The organism is Nocardia salmonicida NBRC 13393, assembly GCF_001613085.1.
Taxonomy (GTDB): domain Bacteria; phylum Actinomycetota; class Actinomycetes; order Mycobacteriales; family Mycobacteriaceae; genus Nocardia; species Nocardia salmonicida.
The window spans coordinates 73,883-89,597 of the sequence record NZ_BDBR01000011.1; the positions used below are offsets into that span (position 1 = coordinate 73,883).

The 15,715-nt window shown below is 65.4% G+C and carries 18 protein-coding genes; 7 read left to right on the forward strand and 11 right to left on the reverse strand.

The features are described from left to right. Positions 1 to 134 precede the first annotated feature (134 nt). On the forward strand, positions 135 to 959 hold the full coding sequence (gene erm, locus NS1_RS13450; RefSeq protein ID WP_062984657.1) for an ErmE/ErmH/ErmO/ErmR family 23S rRNA (adenine(2058)-N(6))-methyltransferase: 825 nt from the start codon (positions 135 to 137) through the stop codon (positions 957 to 959). 48 nt (positions 960 to 1,007) lie between these two features. Here erm and NS1_RS13455 read toward each other — a convergent pair whose 3' ends face one another. Further along, positions 1,008 to 2,255: a Glu/Leu/Phe/Val dehydrogenase dimerization domain-containing protein gene (locus NS1_RS13455; protein WP_084503723.1), complete on the reverse strand. Its 1,248-nt coding sequence runs from the start codon at positions 2,253 to 2,255 to the stop codon at positions 1,008 to 1,010. Between the two features lie 156 nt (positions 2,256 to 2,411). Between NS1_RS13455 and NS1_RS13460 the strand changes: the two genes are divergently transcribed. Next, positions 2,412 to 3,383 carry a LysR family transcriptional regulator gene (locus NS1_RS13460; RefSeq protein WP_084503702.1) on the forward strand — a complete coding sequence of 324 codons (972 nt, stop codon included), beginning with the start codon at positions 2,412 to 2,414 and terminating at the stop codon, positions 3,381 to 3,383. Positions 3,384 to 3,395: 12 nt separating this feature from the next. On the opposite strand, the gene NS1_RS42400 is transcribed toward NS1_RS13460, so the two are convergent. The 8 genes from NS1_RS42400 to NS1_RS13495 all read right to left on the reverse strand — a co-directional run bounded on the left by NS1_RS42400 (position 3,396) and on the right by NS1_RS13495 (position 8,975). After that, a complete protein-coding gene (locus tag NS1_RS42400; protein ID WP_373864334.1) occupies positions 3,396 to 3,563 on the reverse strand; it encodes a helix-turn-helix domain-containing protein in 168 nt (55 codons plus the stop codon). A 455-nt stretch (positions 3,564 to 4,018) separates the two neighbouring features. Further along, positions 4,019 to 4,474, reverse strand: a complete 456-nt coding sequence (locus tag NS1_RS40005; RefSeq protein ID WP_157125199.1) for a hypothetical protein — start codon at positions 4,472 to 4,474, stop codon at positions 4,019 to 4,021. A gap of 92 nt (positions 4,475 to 4,566) precedes the next feature. Continuing rightward, a complete protein-coding gene (locus tag NS1_RS40010) occupies positions 4,567 to 5,454 on the reverse strand; it encodes a hypothetical protein (RefSeq protein WP_157125200.1) in 888 nt (295 codons plus the stop codon). 15 nt (positions 5,455 to 5,469) lie between these two features. After that, the gene (locus tag NS1_RS13475; protein ID WP_157125201.1) at positions 5,470 to 5,784 is read right to left on the reverse strand and encodes a type VII secretion target; all 315 of its coding nucleotides are present in this window, start codon (positions 5,782 to 5,784) and stop codon (positions 5,470 to 5,472) included. Between the two features lie 4 nt (positions 5,785 to 5,788). Beyond that, the gene (locus tag NS1_RS40015; RefSeq protein WP_157125202.1) at positions 5,789 to 6,811 is read right to left on the reverse strand and encodes a hypothetical protein; all 1,023 of its coding nucleotides are present in this window, start codon (positions 6,809 to 6,811) and stop codon (positions 5,789 to 5,791) included. Positions 6,812 to 6,846: 35 nt separating this feature from the next. Then, the gene (locus tag NS1_RS13485; RefSeq protein ID WP_062984670.1) at positions 6,847 to 7,284 is read right to left on the reverse strand and encodes a type II toxin-antitoxin system VapC family toxin; all 438 of its coding nucleotides are present in this window, start codon (positions 7,282 to 7,284) and stop codon (positions 6,847 to 6,849) included. An 11-nt stretch (positions 7,285 to 7,295) separates the two neighbouring features. Next, the gene (locus tag NS1_RS13490; RefSeq protein WP_062984672.1) at positions 7,296 to 7,544 is read right to left on the reverse strand and encodes a hypothetical protein; all 249 of its coding nucleotides are present in this window, start codon (positions 7,542 to 7,544) and stop codon (positions 7,296 to 7,298) included. A gap of 42 nt (positions 7,545 to 7,586) precedes the next feature. Further along, a complete protein-coding gene (locus tag NS1_RS13495; RefSeq protein ID WP_062984674.1) occupies positions 7,587 to 8,975 on the reverse strand; it encodes a cystathionine beta-synthase in 1,389 nt (462 codons plus the stop codon). A gap of 87 nt (positions 8,976 to 9,062) precedes the next feature. Here NS1_RS13495 and NS1_RS13500 point away from each other — a divergent pair, with 87 nt between their 5' ends. Next, positions 9,063 to 9,932 carry an SGNH/GDSL hydrolase family protein gene (locus NS1_RS13500; protein ID WP_062984676.1) on the forward strand — a complete coding sequence of 290 codons (870 nt, stop codon included), beginning with the start codon at positions 9,063 to 9,065 and terminating at the stop codon, positions 9,930 to 9,932. 61 nt (positions 9,933 to 9,993) lie between these two features. After that, a complete protein-coding gene (locus NS1_RS13505) occupies positions 9,994 to 11,214 on the forward strand; it encodes an acetyl-CoA C-acetyltransferase (protein WP_056813720.1) in 1,221 nt (406 codons plus the stop codon). A gap of 64 nt (positions 11,215 to 11,278) precedes the next feature. On the opposite strand, the gene NS1_RS13510 is transcribed toward NS1_RS13505, so the two are convergent. Together NS1_RS13510 and NS1_RS13515 are read right to left on the reverse strand one after the other, a co-directional pair. After that, entirely contained in the window at positions 11,279 to 12,136 is an 858-nt protein-coding gene (locus NS1_RS13510; RefSeq protein WP_056813723.1) for a Bax inhibitor-1/YccA family protein, read from the reverse strand. A 150-nt stretch (positions 12,137 to 12,286) separates the two neighbouring features. After that, positions 12,287 to 13,435 (reverse strand): class I SAM-dependent methyltransferase, encoded by a 1,149-nt coding sequence (locus tag NS1_RS13515; RefSeq protein ID WP_062984678.1) that lies wholly within the window; start codon positions 13,433 to 13,435, stop codon positions 12,287 to 12,289. A 402-nt stretch (positions 13,436 to 13,837) separates the two neighbouring features. Between NS1_RS13515 and NS1_RS13520 the strand changes: the two genes are divergently transcribed. From NS1_RS13520 to NS1_RS13530, 3 genes are all read left to right on the forward strand, one after another. Continuing rightward, positions 13,838 to 14,419 (forward strand): AMIN-like domain-containing (lipo)protein, encoded by a 582-nt coding sequence (locus NS1_RS13520; protein WP_062984680.1) that lies wholly within the window; start codon positions 13,838 to 13,840, stop codon positions 14,417 to 14,419. A gap of 48 nt (positions 14,420 to 14,467) precedes the next feature. Beyond that, entirely contained in the window at positions 14,468 to 14,983 is a 516-nt protein-coding gene (locus tag NS1_RS13525; RefSeq protein ID WP_157125203.1) for a hypothetical protein, read from the forward strand. Positions 14,984 to 15,048: 65 nt separating this feature from the next. Further along, positions 15,049 to 15,648: a DUF305 domain-containing protein gene (locus NS1_RS13530; RefSeq protein WP_084503704.1), complete on the forward strand. Its 600-nt coding sequence runs from the start codon at positions 15,049 to 15,051 to the stop codon at positions 15,646 to 15,648. Positions 15,649 to 15,715 lie beyond the last annotated feature (67 nt).

Consider the following 15,715-nt stretch of genomic DNA (forward strand, 5'->3'; position numbering starts at 1 on the left):
TCACTTCTTCATTCGCATCCGCCACAACCGGGCTCTGGCCCGCTAGCGGACGCGGATAACTGCATCGGCGTCCACCGGCGCGCCAAGGGCCCTTCGAGCTTCCATCAACTCGAGGACCCGAAGGGGCAACTGCCGTGGCGCAGGACTACTCACACCGAAACTATTCACACACACAGCGCAAGGTCACCGGTAAGAGCGGTGGTCGGACCGCCCGTGACCATGCGAGAAGAACACTGTCCCAGAACTTTCTGGTGGATCGTGGCGCCGTCGACTCGATCGTGACAGCGGCCGACCCGGCGGGGACAGTTCTCGAGCCCGGTGCGGGCGAGGGCATTCTCACGCGGGCCTTGGCTCGTCGCGGAGCGCGGGTCACCGCGTACGAGATCGATCCCCTACTCGCGGCCAAGCTCTCGGCGCAGACGCGGTCCGAGGACGGAATCCGCGTCGTCCGTGGTGATTTCACCAAGGCGAAGGCTCCCCGCGAGCCGTTCGCCGTGGTGGGCAACATCCCGTTCTCCGTGACGGCCGACATCGTCGACTGGTGCCTGACCGCACCCGCCCTGACTTCGGCGACGTTGCTCACCCAACGCGAATACGCCCGCAAACGCACCGGCGACTACGGCCGCTGGAGCCTACTGACCGCGACGACCTGGCCGTGGTTCAGCTGGGAACTTCGCGGGCAGATACCCCGCGACAGCTTCCGCCCGATCCCGTCGGTCGACTCCGCGATCCTGCGGATCGTTCGACGAACGCAACCCCTTGTCCCCCAACATGATTCCTACACCGAGTTGGTACGCACCGCCTTCTCGGGATCAGGCGGCACGGTCCGGGCTTCCCTGCACACCCGCTACCACGGCGTGGACGAGGCCATGGCGGCCGCTGGCATCGCCCGCGACACCGTGGTCGCCTATGTCCACCCGGATCAGTGGGTGGAGTTGCATTCGATGCTCACCTACTGACGGACGATCGGTGCTGCCTTCCGCCCGAAGGCAGCACCGACGTCGGCCTCAGGGAATGACGACCGGCCCGGTGAGCGGTGACGGGTCGTCGGCCCAGCGGTGGCCGACCTCGCGAGGAGTGACGCCTTCGTCGGTCCACGCGGTCAGCAGCTGTGCCACCTTGTCGTGCATGGTGGTTCGGAGTCGGTCGAAGGAGGTGTCCGGGGTGTCGTCCACTTCGCCGAGCAGCAACCACCACGCCCAGGCCACCGCGCCCGCGTTGGCGACGAAGTCGGGCAGTACCGGGATGCCGCGGGCGGCGAGCATGGCCTCGGCCTCCGGTGTGGTGGCGGCGTTCGCGGCTTCGACGATGACGTGGGCCCGGATGTCGTAGGAGTTGTCCGGCGTGATCGCGTACGAGATCGCCGCGGGCACAAGGATATCGACGTCGGCGGCGACGATGGCGTTGCGCGGCAGCTGCTCGATGCCCTCGGGCAGGCGGGACCGGTCGATCTCGCCGTAGCCGTCGCGGAGATCCAGCAGCGACGGAATGTCGAGCCCATCGGCACACGACAGCGTGCCCGCGGCATCCGCTACCGCGGTGATCTTCATCCCGGCCTCGTGCAGGTAGTAGGCCGCCGCCCCGCCCATGGTGCCGATGCCTTGGATCGCGACCGTCGTCTGAGCGGGCGCCTGCCCCCACTGCACCGCCGTCGCGAGGCACGCGTGCGCTACGCCGTAGCCGCCGATGACGTCACCGAGCAGGAAGCCGCCGTCCACCGCGGCGTTGAGCCCGTTGCGGACGCGCGCCAGCGTCGCCACCGGATCGGCGGCGCGCCGGATCGCGGCGTGGTAGCTCTGGTCCAGGTCGAGCTTTTCGAAGACCTCGTCGATCAGGTGCTGCGGAACCCCCAGGTCCTCCGCGGTCACCCAGTGCGCGTCGAGCCACGGGCGCATCGCCTCGCAGAATCGCTGCAGCACCTCCACGGCGCGCGGGTCCTTGGGATCGAAGTCGATCCCGCCCTTGGCGCCGCCGATCGGCAGGTCGAACGTGGCGGTCTTGTTGGCCATGCCGCGCGCCAGATCCTCGACCTCACCCAGGGTGCAGCCGGCCCGCATCCGGGTGCCGCCGGTGGCCAAGCCGCCGCGCAGGGTGTGGACAACGAGGTAGCCGACCGCGTCGGTGAGCGAATCCGTCCACTGCAGACGCATGTACGGCTGGCTGCGGCGGACCGCGGGAGCAACGGCCGGGTCCGTGGATGTGGCCGCAACAGTCTGTGAAGTCACCTGCGGCGTTCCCCCATTCGGGTTCAGCATCGTCATGGCGCCCCACCTCCTCATTCGTCGTGATCGCCTGTGGCGGACCTCGTCGTCCCGGTAGCACCAAGCCTGCGTCACCCCCGGCGGCGCGTCTATTTACGGATCGTTCACGGCACCGTTCACGGTTCCTGCACAGTGCCTACCCTCGGTGCTATGGACCTGTCTCTGGCCCGGCTGCGAATGTTGCACGAGCTACACCAACGCGGCACGATCACGGCCGCGGCGGCTGCTCTGCACTACACGGCGTCGGCGGTTTCCCAACAGCTCGCACAGCTCGAACGCGACGCGGGCACCCGGCTGTTCGAACGACGTGGGCGCCGCGTGCAGCTCACCGACCTCGGGATCGTGCTCGCCGAGCACGCCGAGGAGATCCTGGCCGCGGTCGAGCGCGCGACCCAGGCGCTGGAGGAAGCGGGCGGATCGGTGACCGCGAAGATCACCGCCGGGGTGTGGGCGTCGGTGGCCTCCGGCCTGCTCCCCGACGCGCTCACCACCCTCGCCGCCTCGCATCCGGGCATTCTGGTACGCACCACCGAGCTCGCGCCGGAGTCGACGGCCGCGGCCGTCCGTGACGGCACGCTCGATCTGTCGTTCGTGCTGGACTACTCGAACTATCCGATGACCTGGGACCGTGGCCTGGAGCGAGCGGTCATCGGCGTCGAACGGATCCACGCGGCCGTCCCCGCCGGTGCGGTGCCCGCGGCCAGCGTGACACTGGCCGAGCTGTCCGAACATCCGTGGATCATCGCGCCCGCCCGGTCGCACTTCGGGCACGCGGCGCGGCTGGCGTTCCAGTCCGCCGGGCTGCGGCCGCGCATCGACCACGAGTTGGAGGAGCAGGCGACCGCGATGTCGATGGTCGCGGCCGGACTCGGCGTCACGCTGGTATCGGACCTGGGGTTGGCGTTACGCCCGCCCGGGGTGGACATCGTCGCGCTCGGCGACCCCCTCACCCGGACGGTCTCGCTGGCCTACCGCACCAACTCGGCGGGCCGAGCCGCGCTGCTCCTGGTGGTGGACGCGATCCGGACCGCCGCGGCCAAGAAGGGACTCGCCGCCGAAATCCGCACCGCGCCCACGGTACGTCGAGCCTCAGATGCTGCCGGTGCTCAGAAAACCGAGTAGGCGAGAGTCCGATCAAGCAACGGATCGATATCGATCGGCGACGCGACGAATCCGCACCATCAATGTCGAGGACGGGACAACTTTGCCCGTCATATAGGTGGACAGCCGCGAGCCGGAAGTGCCGATGGCGACCGCGAATTCAGCACTGGTCAACCCGGAGTCGGCGACCGCCTGCCGCACTTCGTCGGCGACCGCCTTTGCGCTCGACGGCCTCTGAACGCTCCCGTGCCCTCTCGAGCAGGCCTTCCATCAACTCGGCCACTCCGTGAGGGCGACAGAACCTCTTCTAGCCTGCGTACGATGCGCCTCCATGGGTCACGGCGCAATTCCTGACCTATCCGGCGCCAATCGTCGAGATCGCCCCGCTCCAACGCGGTCTGCACCGCATCGGTCGGCCACTCCGCTACCGGCGCTTCCGGCAAAATATTCAGGTTACGGACTGAAGCGCCATCACCACCTCCAGCGAGCGCCACTTCCCGGCATCGATCCCGGACCGTGCTCCAATCGTGCCACTTACGATCGAGATTGCGATATGCCGACAGCTACTGGGTTTACCGACGAATCGGCGGGTCGCGGATCAGCTAGGCGCATATTCCTCCTCGCTGGATCACCCAAGATTCCTGTTAGCTTGGTCCTCAGCCCTGCGCCCCGAGTTCTTTGGTCAAAGTGATCAGAAACTGAGACGCAGATCGGATCTGCTGGTCGGATACCTTGAACTTCGATTCACCGGTTTTGATCTGAACCGTCTCGATGGTGAGAGTGCCCTGCCAGCCATCAACCTTGGTAGCAATGTACACCGCGCTTGCTGTCGACTTTATCCACACCTTCTCGTTGTACCCAGACTGAGGAATGTAGCTCAGGTCGCCTTTGAGCAAGGCCGGCTCCGACTCGTTCGGCAACATTGCCCGTAGGCGCGTTTGCCCTATTGCAAGATCACTCTGTGTAATGGTGCAGTGAGCCCCTAGTCCAATCTTTTCATAGGGCGCCTCGGATCCATATTCTATATCCACAGAGGGGATTCCAAGCTCTTTCGAGAAGAAGCCCAGCGCTCGATCGCATTGCTCGCCACGAGTATGACTCGACTCTGTCATCCCAGGCTTTTTCTCAGAATTGAGCCCACACGACGACAAGAGAAAAATTGCAACTATTGCCGCCGCAGCGCCAACGCGCCCCATAATTATACTCACTGTGTGCGCCTGTCAGAATTTACCGACCATTTGTTCGTGCCGTCAGTAACCGTCGCATCATCAAACTTCTCGGTGCCGTCGACAACCATGGATGGCCACTTGTTTTCCGGCAGCCCGTCGATATCCGAGCTGGCCTGTGCGATCTGATTTCCGCTAATAATGCTTTCCTGAGCAGATGAGGCAATGCTTCCGATCGCCAAAGCAATAGCATTGTACATATTTCCGATACTGGCAACGATGTCCGCGGTCTGCGCCGCCGCGATGGGGCCGGTAGCAGCAGCAGCAACAATCTCGGCAATACTCGAAATGAACGAGAGAATCGATTCAACAATTTCCCGGTAAAGCGTCAATGTTTTAATCGCAACAGCCTCGAGTGCCAATGCTATAGTTTCACATGAAGCCGGAATTGCCAGCTGTGAGCACGGTTTCGCTTGCCGCTGTCGAGAATTTTCATACGATTCCGCAGCGATACCAGACCAATTGGCATTCAGTTTGGTCTCGTCGATCTGGGTTCCAGCATTAGTTACGGCACTAGCGACGTCTCGCCATGAATTGGCATAGTCGATGAAAGTGACGGGCACAAATATGCCTTTTATCAGTTCCTTCAGCTTTTCGACTGCCTTACTTATACAGTCGAGAACCTTATCGCGCTCCTCCCAAAGCCTGTCGATAGTGTCTTCGGCGGCCAACCCTCCCGCGACGTTACCAAGTGGTCCAAGCACACCACCGCCCACCCATCCGGTAAGGCGAACGGCCAATACGATATCACCGAAGGCATCGTTGACCTCACCGGGCTTCTTCTCCAACTCCGCCATCTTGGTCTTAATTGTTTCAGCATTCGCATTCAAGTCTGTTCGGGTCTGTGGATTCTTATCTTCTGCCACCCTATCGGCCCCCCACTAGTATAGATTGCGGATCGCATGCTCGTTGCGTGCATCCTCCGCCTCGTATGTGTCCGCGATATAGCGTAAGGTACTAGCAATTTCAGCGAACACTTGCTTTCCCTCGGCCATTCTACTGACGAAAAAGTCTGGAACGTCTTTATATTTTTCGTACGCAAGAATGAATACACCGGCCTCAAGATTGGTAAACTTGGCCTTATCGGCAGCCAGCCTCGCAGTCTCCAATTCTCCAATTGCCTCGTCCCAGTTGGTCGCGGCGGTCCGCACAGCACTGACTGCGACCGAAACGGCTTGTTGCGTTGGTGCACCCATCTTTTTATACCCCCAATTCCCGGATCAGATTATCTCGATGTCGAATATGTTGATACTCGAGATCCTCATCCGAGTACCGTGAGTAATCCCCCTTGACCTTGAAGGTCGGGCGGAGACTGCGGACATGGTCCGCGCAAAACAACACTTCGTCGCTAATTTGGATCGGGTCGACTTGCTGCCCCCACCCGACCCACACGTGCATAGACTTCACTTGAAAACAGTCCGCCGTCATCGACACGATCGGTCTATTGTCAATTAGTGCTCGACCATGGACCTCGAAGACACCTCGAGTGAAAATGCGGGTCTGAGTTTCCCGATAATCAGCCCAACTTCCGGCTTCGAGTAGGAGCATCGTGACTGTGCGCTCATCGGGGACAGGACATGCGTGCCGGAACTCGCCTGTCAGAAGCTTTCCAGCAGCGATGCTCCGTCTAACGTGGTCTGCCACCGCCTTTTTATAGGCGCGCATCAGCTCGTCGCCAGCCTCAGCGGGATTCATGTAGCGGTTCCACTGGCGGCTCAATTCAACTCGAGTCGGCAAGAGCCCCCGGTCGACTTCAATCGTTGCGAAGGAAGAGCCCTGGTAGTCGCCGGAATCTACGCCGGGGCGACTATCGAGGTCACTAGCGACAGGACTCGCTACAGATGGGTCCAGTCGCTGGTATCGGTGGTCATCACGAGAATCGGCATCTGCATCCGATCGATAAGCCTGTTCGCCTCGGAATGAGTCAGACAGTCGATCCGGTGTGTGTGTCTGCGTGCTTCGGGTGGCCTGAGGTCTTGTCAGTGGCTCTTCGTCCCAGAACTCGTCGGGATCGTCATAGTGGTTGAACCAGCCGCCAGTCGCCATCACCACACCTCGAAGAATCCACACGATGCCGGCATGGTACGTCGAATCGCCATCAATCCCCCCGCTTGTCCAGACCTGTCTCCGTAGAATCTCAACCCCACCTTCTCGGACGTCCAGGCAGGTTGTCAACTCCTTGACGTTGAACGACACTTCTCGGAAACGCTTGCGCGCCAGCACTTGCCAAGAGCGGCTGACTCGCTCGCTCTGGGAGTTCAGTCCGGAGTGCGGACGATGATCCGAGCAGAGGGGACGGCTGCTGCCAGTTGGCGGATGTCGTCCGGGTCAGAGGTGATTACCAGACCGCCGCCATACCGGGAACACAGCGCCACAACGTGGGCATCCGACAGGTAGCGACTACCGACCTGTGCGCCGTGGAGAATGGCATCGACCAGCCTGGCCATGTCGAAGTCGGTGGGCACTATCGCCACCGGGCGTTGCCACGGGTGGTCGTGTGGCTTGCGCGAAACCAGGGTCTCGACCCGCCGGGTTCGGGCCACGCCTCGGCACACCTCCGCGCAGACGACCGCGGGCACCAGCACCTCGGCGGCGCGCGCCTTCGCTTCGGCCGGCAGCGCCCGCAAACGAGCTGGCGGTTTCGGCTCGCATAGGGCGGACAGCCCGTCCGAATCGAGCACGATCGACAGTGTCACGCGATCTCTCGTCAGTCGCCCACTGCACCGTCGAGTTCATCGAACGCCATTGCGGCATAACGCATGTCATCGTCGGAGACCGAGCCGAATTCGGAATCCCAGCCATCGAGTAGATCACCCAAAGCCGCGTTGCGAGCCATGCGCTCGACGTGCTCAGTCAGCGCGGCGTTCACCACCGCGGGCAGGTGGGAGTCGCCGAGCCTGCGTGCCTGCTCGACCACCGCTTTATCTACTGTCACCGTGATCTTACTTTTGGCCATATAAGCGTCCTACCCGCAGGCGTGGGTCGGCATCCGGCTTACTCAGTGGCCGATCGTGCCGGTGCTCAGGAAGCCGAGTAGGTCGTGGCGGGTGATGACGCCGACGGGCTTGCCGTCTTCGACGACCATCAGGGCGTCGGAATCCGACAGCGCCTTGGTGGCGGTGGAGAGGGGTTCGCCGGAGCCGATCAGCGGGAACGACGGGCTCATGTGCTGGGCCACCGAGTCGGTGAGGTTGGCGCGGCCTTCGAAGACGGCGGAGAGCAGGTCGCGTTCGGTGACGCTGCCCGCGACCTCGCCCGCCATGACCGGCGGCTCGGCGCCGACGACGGGCATCTGTGACACGCCGTATTCACGCAGGATCTCGATGGCGTCGCGCAGGGTTTCCGACGGGTGGGTGTGCACCAGGTCGGGCAGGGCGCCGGACTTGCCGCGCAGCACGTCGCCGACCAGCGGTTCGGGGCCCGCTTCCAGCGGAGTCTGGAGGAAGCCGTAGGAGCTCATCCACTTGTCGTTGAAGATCTTCGACAGGTAACCGCGGCCACCGTCGGGCAGCAGCACGACCACCACGGCGTCGGGATCGCGGCGGGCGACCTCGATCGCGGCGACCACGGCCATACCGCAGGAACCGCCGACCAGCAGGCCTTCCTCGCGAGCCAGGCGCCGGGTCATCTCGAAGGAATCCGCGTCGGAGACGGCGATGATCTCGTCGGGGATCGACGCGTCGTACGCCGAGGGCCAGAAGTCCTCGCCGACACCCTCGACCAGATACGGGCGACCGGTGCCGCCGGAGTACACCGAGCCTTCCGGATCGGCGCCGATGATCTTGACCTTGCCGCCGGAGACTTCCTTGAGGTAGCGGCCGGTGCCGGAGATGGTGCCGCCGGTGCCGACGCCCGCGACGAAGTGGGTGACCTTGCCCTCGGTGTCGGCCCAGATCTCAGGACCGGTGGTCTCGTAGTGGCTGTCGGGACCGCCCGGGTTCGAGTACTGGTTGGGCTTCCAGGCGCCCTCGATCTCCCGGACCAGGCGATCGGAGACGTTGTAATAGCTGTCGGGGTGCTCCGGCGGCACGGCGGTCGGGCAGACCACGACCTCGGCGCCGTAGGCACGCAACACGTTGCGCTTGTCCTCGCTGACCTTGTCCGGGCAGACGAACACACACTTGTACCCGCGCTGCTGGGCGACCAACGCCAGGCCGACACCGGTGTTACCGGAGGTCGGCTCGACGATCGTGCCACCCGGCTTCAGCAGTCCGTCCTGCTCGGCGGCGTCGATCATCTTGACCGCGATCCGGTCCTTGGAGCTGCCGCCCGGGTTCAGGTATTCGACCTTCGCGGCCACCAGACCCGCGTTGGGGCCGACCACCGAGTTCAGCCGAACAAGGGGGGTGTTACCGATGAGGTCGACCACATGATCCGCGATGCGCATTCCTCCATCGTTGCAGAACCTCTGATTTCGCGAGTACATGGGTAACTCGTCGGGTACTGGCGAACCCGCGTCGTAGAATTTTCGGATGTGAGCGCACCTCGAATCAGCTGGCGGACCGCGGTCGTGACCGGAGCGACGACGGTGCTCGCCGGATCGAGCGCCGGGACGGTCTCCTGGGCGACCTATCGTTTGCTGATGACGCAGGCGGGTGCGGCGCGCGCGGTGATCGGCCGCGACACCTCCAAACCGCCCGAGGCCGACGGCGTGTACGCGCCGGGTGCCACCTGTCCCGAGCCATGGCGCAAGAACACGCCGGTCGACCTGCACCTGATGATCTTCGGCGACTCCACCGCGGCGGGGCTCGGTTGTCTCGGTGCCGCCGATGTGCCGGGAGTGCGGTTGGCCCGCGGTCTGGCCGAGGCCACCGGCCTGCGAATCCGGTTGAGTACCAAAGCGATCTCCGGCGCCACCTCGAAGGGCTTGGCCGGACAGGTCGACGCGATGTTCGTCGCGGGCCCACCGCCGGACGCGGCGGTGATCCTGGTCGGCGCCAACGACATCACCAAGAAGCACTCCATCCGGGCCTCTGCGGGCAGGCTCGCGGCAGCGGTATCGCGGCTGTGTCAGGCCGACGCGCTGGTGGTGGTCGGCACCTGCCCGAACCTCGGCACCGTCACCGCGATCCAGCAACCCCTGCGCACGATCGTCGCGAACTGGAGTGTGCGACTGGCCAAGGCGCAGACGGTCGCGACCACGATCGCGGGCGGTATCGCGGTGCCGATGGGTTCACCGCTGGTCGCGTCCGAGTTCCGGGCCGCACCCGAAACCCTGTTCGCCACCGACGGATTCCACCCGTCCGCGGCGGGCTACGAACTGGCCGCCGCGCAGCTGCTTCCCGTGCTGATCGCGCAGGTGCGCGACCGCCCTGCTCTTCCCGTGGGGCAGCTGGAGACGTAGATTCGAGAATGACCGGCATGTAAACAGCCGTTCACGTCGAACAATGCGAAAAGGAGTCCTCATGCCCGAGGCCGTCATCGTCAGCACCGCCCGTTCCCCGATCGGCCGTGCCGTCAAGGGGTCATTGGCGGGAATGCGCCCGGACGACCTGACCACGCAGATGGTTCGTGCCGCGCTGGCCAAGGTGCCTTCGCTGGATCCGACGCAGATCGACGACATCATCCTGGGCACCGGCTCCCCCGCCGGCGAGGGTGGCTTCGGTATGGGCCGCATGATCGCCATCGAGCTCGGCCTCGATGTCGTCCCCGGCACCACCGTGCAGCGCTACTGTGCGTCGTCGGTGCAGACCACCCGGATGGCCTTCCACGCGATCAAGGCAGGCGAGGGTGATGTGTTCATCTCCGCGGGCGTGGAGACCGTCTCGCGCTACGCCCGTGGCTCGGCCGACAGCTCGCCCGACACCAGGAACCCCATTTTCGACGAGGCCGTTGCCCGCACCGCCAAGGCCGCCGAAGGTGGCGCCGGTGTCTGGCACGACCCGCGTCAGGACGGCCTGCTCCCCGACGCCTACATCGCGATGGGCCAGACCGCCGAGAACGTGGCGTCGCTGACCGGCATCTCGCGCGAAGACCAGGACCGCTGGGGCGTGCGCTCGCAGAACCGTGCCGAAGAGGCCATCAAGGCCGGGTTCTTCGAGCGCGAGATCACCCCGGTGACCCTGCCCGACGGCACGATCGTGAGCAAGGACGACGGCCCGCGCGCCGGCGTCACCTACGAGGCGGTCAGCCAGCTCAAGCCGGTGTTCCGTCCCGACGGCACCATCACCGCCGGTAACTGCTGCGCGCTCAACGACGGCGCCGCGGCGCTGGTCATCATGAGCGACACCAAGGCCAAGGAACTGGGCCTGACCCCGCTGGCCCGCATCGTCTCCACCGGCGTCTCCGGCCTGTCGCCCGAGATCATGGGCCTCGGCCCGGTCGAGGCCGTCAAGCGCGCGCTGGCGATCGCAGGCAAGTCGGTCTCCGACATCGACCTGTTCGAGATCAACGAGGCCTTCGCCGTGCAGGTGCTCGGCTCGGCGCGTGAGCTGAAGATCGACGAGGACAAGCTCAACGTCTCCGGCGGCGCGATCGCGCTCGGCCACCCGTTCGGCATGACCGGTGCCCGCATCACCACCACCCTGCTGAACAACCTGCAGACCTACGACAAGCAGTTCGGCGTGGAGACCATGTGCGTCGGCGGCGGCCAGGGCATGGCGCTGGTCCTCGAGCGCTTGAGCTGAGCCTTGAGATAGACCGAAAAAAGCGGCCCACCTCGATGAGGTGGGCCGCTTTTTCGTGATCGGATCAGTCGCGCTGGAAGTAGCTCAGCAGGCGAAGGATCTCGACGTAGAGCCAGACCAGGGTGATGGTGAGGCCGAGGGCCACGCCCCACGCGGCCTTTTCGGGGGCCTGGGCGCGGATCAGCTGGTCGGCGGCGTCGAAGTCCAGCAGGAAGCTGAACGCGGCGATGGCGATGCAGACCAGGCTGAACACGATCGCCAGCGCGCCGCCGTCGCGCAGGCCGAAGCCGCCGTCGGTGAAGAAGCTCGCGATCAGGTTGCCGACCATCAGCACCAGCACGCCGACCATCGCGCCGATCAGCATGCGGGTGAAGCGCGGGGTAACGCGGATCGCGCCGGTCTTGTAGACGACGAGCATGCCGAAGAACACGCCGAACGTGCCGAGCACCGCCTGGCCGATCAGGGCGCTACCGCCCACCCCGCCGAAGGTGACGTCGGTGAACATCAGGGACAGCGCGCCGAGGAACAGGCCCTCGAAGGCCGCGTAGGACAGCACGATGGCCGGGTTGTCCATCTTGCGACCGAAGGTCGCGATCAGGACGAGCACCAGGCCGACGATCGCGCCGCCGATGACGAACAGCGGGGCCAGCGACGGGTTCGCGCTCGACAGCGCGAAGGAGATGATCGCCGAGACGGTCAGCACCGCGAGGGTGATGCCGGTCTTGGTGACCACGTCGTCGATGGTCATCGCGCGGGTGGCAGGGGCCTGCTGGAATTGCTGGCCGTACTGCTGCCCGTATTCGCCGTATTGCTGGTTACCGAGCTGGCCCGCGCCGGCTACGCCCGAACCGAAGTTCGCGTAACCGCCGACACCTTCCTGGCGGGGAAGGTTCTTGAACACCGGATTCGATGAGGTACGCACCGTGCGCCTTTCCTGGAGTTACGAGTCGCTGCAGAAGCTCCAACTGCCCTGTTCAACGCGTCACGATCGGACAAAGTTCCCAGCGATCGGGTCGATGACCACACCACGGGCCCGTTCGGACAAATCGGACTCTACCGCTTTCGGGTCGTCCTATCGTTGTACGTCGCGCAGACCACGAACGGACCGCGTGACCGTGAACTTCTGGTTCCGGCCGATCACATCGGTGCGACCCACCATCCGCTCCACCACGCCGCGATAGTTCAAGTGCGAGTTGTACACCGTCCACAACTCACCGCCCGGCCGCAGCACCCGCCCGGTCTCGACGAACATCTTGATCGCCGAACCGGTGTGCACTGCTGCCCCGACGTGGAACGGCGGATTGCACAGCACAAGGTCGGCGCTGTTGTCGGCGGCCGAGGACATGGCGTCGTCGCGCACCACCGTCACCCGGTCGGCGACACCGTTGGCCACGGCGGTAGCCCTGGCAGAGGCGACGGCGGCGGCGGACTGGTCGGTGCCGACCACCCGGATGTGCGGCCGCGATTTGGCCAGCGCGACCGCGAGAATGCCGGTGCCACAACCCAGATCGACGGCATCGCGCGCGTCGGGCTTCATCCGGTCCATGTGCTCGAGCAGGAAGCGAGTGCCGATGTCGAGGCGCGAGCCGGAGAACGCCGCACCGAACGCGACGACATCGCCGTCGATCTCGATGACGTGCTCGCGCACCGGGAACCGGGGTTCGCCCACCGGCAGCGGTTCGCCGACCACGAGCACGCGCGACTTCTGCCTGCCCCGGCCCGCGCGGACCTGGGCGAAGAATTCGGCGAGTACCTCGTTCATGGCCGGGGTGAGGTATTTGTCGCGACCGCCCGCGAACACCACCACATCGTCGGCGGCGTAGCGGGCGATGGCCTCGGCGATCTCGGCGACACCCGACAGCATCCGCGGCAACCGCATCAGGATCACGCGCGCGCCGGCGAGCAGGTCGGCGTCGAGGGCGTGGGTGGTGTAGCGATCGGTGAGCCCGAGGGTCTTGGCGTTGGCCGCCAGCGCCGATTCGCCGGTGATCAGGTCCTGATGGACGCGGATACCGGCGAGTCCGTGCTGTGCGGCCAGGCCGAGCGTGAGCGCACCGTAGGCGTCGCCGATCACCGCAACATCACCGCTACCCGCGGCCGCGAGGGCGTCGGCTGCCGTGTCGAGGATCAGTCGGTCGGCGGCATCGACGGCATAGAGGTTCGGCGCCTCCACATCCGGATACCGGCGTAGTCGGTCGAATACGTCGTCAACACTGTCCACCCGGCAAGTGTGCTAGATCGTTGCCCCACCGTCACATCCGGGCCCGCTATCCGCCATAGCGGCGACTCGCGACGGGTCTTCGTCGGATGTATTTCACTGAGTGGTAACGGGTTCCATCGATTTGCGAGGCCCTTGCAGATCGCTCCGAATTCGCGGATCCACCGAATTCCATTCTTCCCCAATGCTTCGGACGCGATCGTCGACCGACTCCGCGCCGCAACCGATCACCGCAGGTGGCGCTAACTACCGAACTGGTACGCGTTCAGCGAAAATCCGGGCCGCGACCTGCGGGCGCCAACCGGAACAGCTCCTATTCCGGGGCCATCAGCAAACTTTCCGTAGCCGAACACACCCCGTGCTCCTTCGCCCACGACGCCGCCGTCCCTGCGTAGCATCAGGCACATGCGCAACGCCCTCGTGTTCGTGCTGATCGCCGCGGCCGCGGTTTCGGTGTCCGGCTGCGGCACCGACGACGCACCGGCCGCGACTCCACCGACAACGACGAGCACCGCCAGCAGGTTCGCGGAGGCCACCGGCGAGGTGCCCACCGACGCGAGCCCGAAGTCCGGCGCGGCCTCCACCGATGCGGCGCTCACCGTCACCGATATCCGGCTCGGCCGGCAGCCCGGCTTCGACCGCGTGGTCTTCGCCCTCGGTGGCACCGGGGCTCCCGGGTGGCAGGTGTCCTACACCGATCAAGCGGTGCAGGACGGCAGCGGCAAGACCGTCGACGTGGCGGGCCGCTCGATTCTCGAGGTACGGATCCTCGGCTCCGCGTACCCGTTCGACTCGGTCGTCCCCCCGTTCGACGGGCCGGACCCGGTGACCGATCCGAGCACGCCGGCCATCACCGGGGTCTACAAGAAGCTGGTCTACGAAGGCGTCACGCAGTCGTTCATCGGCCTCGACGCCGATCAGCCGCCGTTCGCCGTGACAGCCCTGGCCGATCCCCCGCGCCTGGTCGTCGACATCGCCACCCAGTAGCCCTTACCCCTACCGGGTATCGCGTTGACGATCGCTAGACTGGCTACCGTGATGGACCCGCATCCGCCCGCGCGCGCACCCGGCATTGCCAGGGCGCTCGCTGTGCTGATGCTGCTGGCCGGAATCGTCGCCATGCACTCCGCGGTCTTCGGCACCGCCCACGCGAGCGACAGTGCGCACGGCCCGGCTCCACAAGCACCGGTCCCCACCATGGCAGCGCCCGACCACCACCTGCCCGCGGCTCCGACCGATGAGCACGCCACGATCCTCGCGACCGAGCACGCCGCCGCTTTGCCCGAAGCATCGCCGATGCTGCCCGTCGTCGCTCCGTCCGACCCGCACACGGGCTGCGGCGCGGCGGGCTGCCACGAGCACGCTGCCGTCCACGCCTGTGTTTTCGTCCTGGCCGCGCTCGCCATCGCACTGACCCTGGTCCTGCTCTACCGCCTCGGCGATACCTCCGAGGCCACCCGGCACCCGTCGAGGGCCTGGCGCGGCCGACGGACGCGCCCACCACCATGGACCGTCCTCACCCTTTCCCAACTGGCGATTCTGCGGATCTGACAGGCGTGGCACTTCTCGTGCCTCGCCAGTTTCGACACCTCACCCGAATCCCCAGGAGGATCACCATGTCCATCAGCCGTACCCATATCCTCGTCGCCGCAGCCGCCACCGTCTTGCTCGCGGCCGGTTGTAGCGATGACAGCACCGCCACCCACACCACCGAGCACTCCACCACCATCACGACCAGCGCTGCCGCGAGTACCGACTTCAACGATGCCGACGTCAGCTTCCTGCAGATGATGTACCCGCATCACGCGCAGGCCGTCGAGATGGCGAAGATGGTGCCGAGTCACACCCAGAACCAGCAGCTCATCGCGCTGGCCGCTCAGGTGGAGAAGGCGCAGGCGCCGGAGATGCAGCAGATCACCGACCTGCTCGTCGGCTTCGGCAAACCCGCCCCGAGCGCGACCGAAGGGCACGGCGGGCACGCCATGCCCGGCATGATGACCGACGCGCAGATGGGCGGTCTGCAAGCCGCGAACGGCGCCGATTTCGACCGGCAGTGGCTGGAGATGATGATCGCCCACCACGAGGGCGCGGTCAGGATGGCCCAGACCGAGCTGAACGTCGGCGTGAATCCGCCGTCGCGGCAGCTCGCGACGAAGATCATCGCCGATCAAGAGGCCGAGATCGCCACCATGCGCGGCATGCTCGCGCAGAATTGAGCGGGGGCGGCGCCGGGCACGACACTCCGGCGCCGCGTCTCGGTTCGTCATCGAAATCGCCACCGCG